The organism is Dolichospermum sp. LEGE 00246 (assembly GCF_015207865.1).
Lineage (GTDB): Bacteria > Cyanobacteriota > Cyanobacteriia > Cyanobacteriales > Nostocaceae > Dolichospermum > Dolichospermum heterosporum.
The window spans coordinates 1-4,080 of sequence record NZ_JADEWA010000482.1; the positions used below are offsets into that span (position 1 = coordinate 1).

Consider the following 4,080-nt stretch of genomic DNA (forward strand, 5'->3'; position numbering starts at 1 on the left):
CTTTTGTGAACAATTAATTTTTTAATCATATCGAATTTTCTCTTTCTTTCAGTCCCGTTACGAAGTTCCACTTTCTCACTCCATGCCCAGCTTAATGCTACTTACTATCATTAAGCCTCTTACCCTTCGAATGATTTTTAGTTATTATGTACTACTCGCTAGGCTTTTTTGATATGTGACAGTTCAGGGTGCGGAATGTGGGTTCTATCTATACAAAAAACTTATCATTAAGTCAATTGATTTGACATTGCCACACACTTTATGATATTTAGGTTTGTTTGGGACTAATAACAAAAATCGCCACATCAATAGTCTATTGTTTGGATTTAGTCTCTGAAATGCTGGTAATATCACTCTCCTCAGTACACAAACCCCAGAAAAAGTAATTAATAGATACACATTAACCGATCAACCTGTGTCATCGTCATTGGATATCTACTATTGTTGATATAGATATCCAAAATTTTAGCTTGTGCTAAAATCAGCATACCGGCACGACGCAGGTGATGGGAAAAATGCCATGTTTGAACGCTTCACAGAAAAAGCCATTAAGGTAATCATGCTGGCCCAAGAAGAGGCCCGCCGTTTAGGTCACAACTTTGTCGGAACTGAGCAGATCCTCTTGGGTTTGATTGGTGAAGGCACAGGAGTAGCCGCCAAGGTGCTGAAATCAATGGGAGTTAATCTCAAAGATGCTCGCATTGAAGTTGAAAAAATCATAGGACGGGGTTCTGGCTTTGTCGCCGTAGAAATTCCGTTTACGCCACGAGCAAAACGGGTTTTAGAACTATCCTTGGAAGAAGCACGCCAATTGGGGCATAACTACATTGGTACCGAGCATCTGCTGTTGGGACTGATCCGCGAAGGGGAAGGTGTCGCAGCCAGGGTGCTAGAAAACCTCGGTGTAGATTTGACCAAGGTGAGAACCCAAGTGATTCGGATGTTGGGAGAAACGGCGGAAGTTACGCCGGGTGGCCCCTCTAGTCGCACTAAAACCCCAACTCTCGATGAGTTTGGATCGAATCTGACCCAAATGGCTATAGATAACAAGCTTGATCCTGTGGTGGGACGCGCCAAGGAAATTGAGCGGGTTATCCAAATTTTGGGTCGCCGGACGAAAAACAATCCCGTGTTGATTGGTGAACCAGGTGTTGGTAAAACCGCCATCGCTGAAGGTTTAGCTTCACGCATCGCTAGTAAGGATATCCCCGATATCTTGGAAGATAAGCGTGTGGTGACACTCGATATTGGTTTGCTAGTAGCAGGAACTAAATATCGCGGTGAATTTGAAGAACGTCTCAAAAAAATTATGGATGAAATCCGCTCTGCGGGTAATGTCATCCTGGTAATTGACGAAGTTCACACCTTAATTGGTGCAGGTGCAGCCGAAGGGGCGATTGATGCAGCGAATATCCTTAAGCCAGCTTTGGCGCGGGGTGAGTTGCAATGTATCGGTGCGACTACTTTGGATGAGTACCGCAAGCACATTGAACGGGATGCAGCGTTGGAAAGACGCTTTCAGCCTGTAATGGTGGGTGAACCTTCTGTTGATGAAACAATAGAAATTTTATATGGTTTGCGCGATCGCTATGAAGCACACCACAAGCTGAAGATATCCGATGAAGCCTTGGTGGCGGCGGCGAAATTGTCTGATCGTTATATTAGCGATCGCTTTTTGCCAGATAAAGCCATTGACTTGATGGATGAAGCGGGTTCACGGGTGCGCTTGATTAACTCCCAACTGCCCCCAGCAGCCAAGGAATTAGACAAGGAACTACGGCAAATCTTAAAAGAAAAAGATGATGCAGTCCGTTCCCAGGACTTTGATCGGGCGGGAGAATTGCGCGATCGGGAAATGGAAATCAAAGCCGAAATCCGCACCATTGCTCAAACCAAGAGTAACGGCGCTAGTGGTGACGGTGTTGAACCTGTAGTTACAGAAGAAGACATTGCTCACATTGTCGCTTCCTGGACAGGTGTACCGGTGAACAAACTTACCGAATCTGAGTCCGAGAAGTTGCTGCACATGGAGGACACCTTACATCAGCGCCTCATCGGTCAAGAAGACGCTGTGAAGGCTGTTTCCAGAGCCATCCGTCGCGCTCGCGTCGGGTTAAAAAATCCGAATCGGCCGATCGCTAGTTTTGTCTTCTCCGGTCCAACTGGGGTAGGTAAAACTGAATTGGCGAAATCCTTGGCTTCCTACTTCTTCGGTTCGGAAGAAGCCATGATTCGCTTAGATATGTCCGAATACATGGAGCGTCACACCGTCAGTAAATTGATCGGTTCACCTCCAGGTTATGTCGGTTACAACGAAGGTGGTCAGTTAACAGAAGCTGTCCGTCGTCGTCCTTACACTGTGGTGTTATTCGATGAAATCGAAAAAGCCCACCCCGATGTCTTCAATATGCTCCTGCAAATTTTGGAAGATGGGCGTTTAACTGACGCGAAAGGTCGTACGGTGGACTTTAAGAACACCTTGCTGATTTTGACTTCCAACATCGGTTCTAAAGTCATTGAAAAAGGTGGTAGCGGTATAGGTTTCGATTTTGCTGAAGATGCTAACGAATCTCAATACAACCGGATTCGTTCTTTGGTGAATGAGGAACTGAAGAATTACTTCCGTCCTGAGTTCCTGAACCGGTTAGATGAAATTATCGTCTTCCGTCAATTGAACAAGCTCGAAGTTACCCAGATTGCCGAAATCATGCTCAAGGAAGTGTTTGGTAGGTTGACGGAAAAAGGCATTGTCTTAGAAGTCACAGACCGCTTCAAGGATCGCTTGATCACTGAGGGTTACAGTCCTAGCTACGGTGCAAGGCCATTACGTCGGGCAATTATGCGCTTGTTGGAAGATAGTTTGGCGGAAGAAATTCTGTCTGGACGCATCAAAGATGGCGATACTGCTCTTGTTGACGTTGATGAAAATGGCATTGTCCAAGTTAGTTCTCAACAAACACGGGAGTTATCAACCCCTGGTGTTGAGTCTTAGTTAGGTTTTTGTAATTGTTAATTGAACGGTGGAGGATTTCGGTTCTCTACCGTTTTTTTGGTTTTTTTCTCACGCAGAGGCGCTAAGGAGCAAAGAGGAGAAGGTTTTAAAATGAGCTATTTTTGTGTATCGGTATCAGGTAGCATTATTATTGCTGACCACTATAATAGGTAAATGAGGTACAGTGGAAAGAAAACCCACGAACGAACAAACTCAAGCGCTATACAGAATTTGTTACCGACTAACTAATGTTATTGAACCTGGATGGATATGCAAAAGTATAGAACTTGTCAGATTAGATGAACGTACAGGTAATTTATATGTACTTGCTGGAGAAGATTTAGAGTTTGAGATTAAACCAAGCGGAGACTATAAACCATCGGAGGATGAACGATGACATTAGTTAATTATCAAGCAATGACTCTAAAAGAATTACGTCATTATATTCTCACTCATAGAGAAGATATTGCAGCTTTTCATGCTTATGTAGATCGTTCCAAATCTGAAGGACGGATGATTACTATTAACCCCAATGATGAAAATTGGGAAAAACAAATTCAACAGGCCATAATCAAAGATGGAACTGAATCAATTGCATAATTTTTGCAGAGGTTTAGTAATGGTAAAAGATCAATTGAACGTGAAGAATAACTGGGAATTTACAGAAATGAGGTAGGGAAAATAATGACTAATACAAAATCTGTTCGTCGTCGTCAACAAGGTAGAATTTTTCCAGAATTTACAATACCACCGGAAGAATTAGCTAAAAGACAATTGGAAAGAAATGCTCGTGGAGAAAAAGCGCGTGTTGTTTTTAATCGAGTTCGTCCTGAATTAATAAATGATCATTACAATTGGTTTATGGTAATTGAACCCAATAGTGCTGATTATTTTATTGATGTTGATGACATTATTGCTGAAAAAAAAGCGCGGGAAAAATATCCTACAGGTTGGTTAGTGACTTTCAGAATTAATGAAACAGGTGCTTGTGACAGAATATGATATACTGGTAATGATTAATGGTAATCTGTAAAATGATAGAATCAACTACTCTGAAACTTGATAATTAATAATATAAGGAATAATTA

3 protein-coding genes are annotated in these 4,080 nt (G+C 42.5%); all 3 read left to right on the forward strand.

What is annotated here, in order from left to right; all coding sequences use genetic code 11:
- Positions 1-520 precede the first annotated feature (520 nt).
- The 3 genes from IQ228_RS22580 to IQ228_RS22590 all read left to right on the forward strand — a co-directional run bounded on the left by IQ228_RS22580 (position 521) and on the right by IQ228_RS22590 (position 3,994).
- A complete protein-coding gene (locus IQ228_RS22580) occupies positions 521-2,992 on the forward strand; it encodes an ATP-dependent Clp protease ATP-binding subunit (protein ID WP_193964517.1) in 2,472 nt (823 codons plus the stop codon).
- Positions 2,993-3,385: 393 nt separating this feature from the next.
- A complete protein-coding gene (locus tag IQ228_RS22585; protein ID WP_027404744.1) occupies positions 3,386-3,592 on the forward strand; it encodes a hypothetical protein in 207 nt (68 codons plus the stop codon).
- 84 nt (positions 3,593-3,676) lie between these two features.
- On the forward strand, positions 3,677-3,994 hold the full coding sequence (locus tag IQ228_RS22590; RefSeq protein ID WP_027404743.1) for a hypothetical protein: 318 nt from the start codon (positions 3,677-3,679) through the stop codon (positions 3,992-3,994).
- Positions 3,995-4,080: the final 86 nt, after the last annotated feature.

Bases quoted from the DNA above. Each gene is read 5' to 3' on its own strand.
- IQ228_RS22580 (WP_193964517.1), top strand. From the start codon at position 521: ATGTTTGAACGCTTCACAGAAAAAGCCATTAAGGTAATCATGCTGGCC.
- IQ228_RS22585 (WP_027404744.1), top strand. From the start codon at position 3,386: ATGACATTAGTTAATTATCAAGCAATGACTCTAAAAGAATTACGTCAT.
- IQ228_RS22590 (WP_027404743.1), top strand. From the start codon at position 3,677: ATGACTAATACAAAATCTGTTCGTCGTCGTCAACAAGGTAGAATTTTT.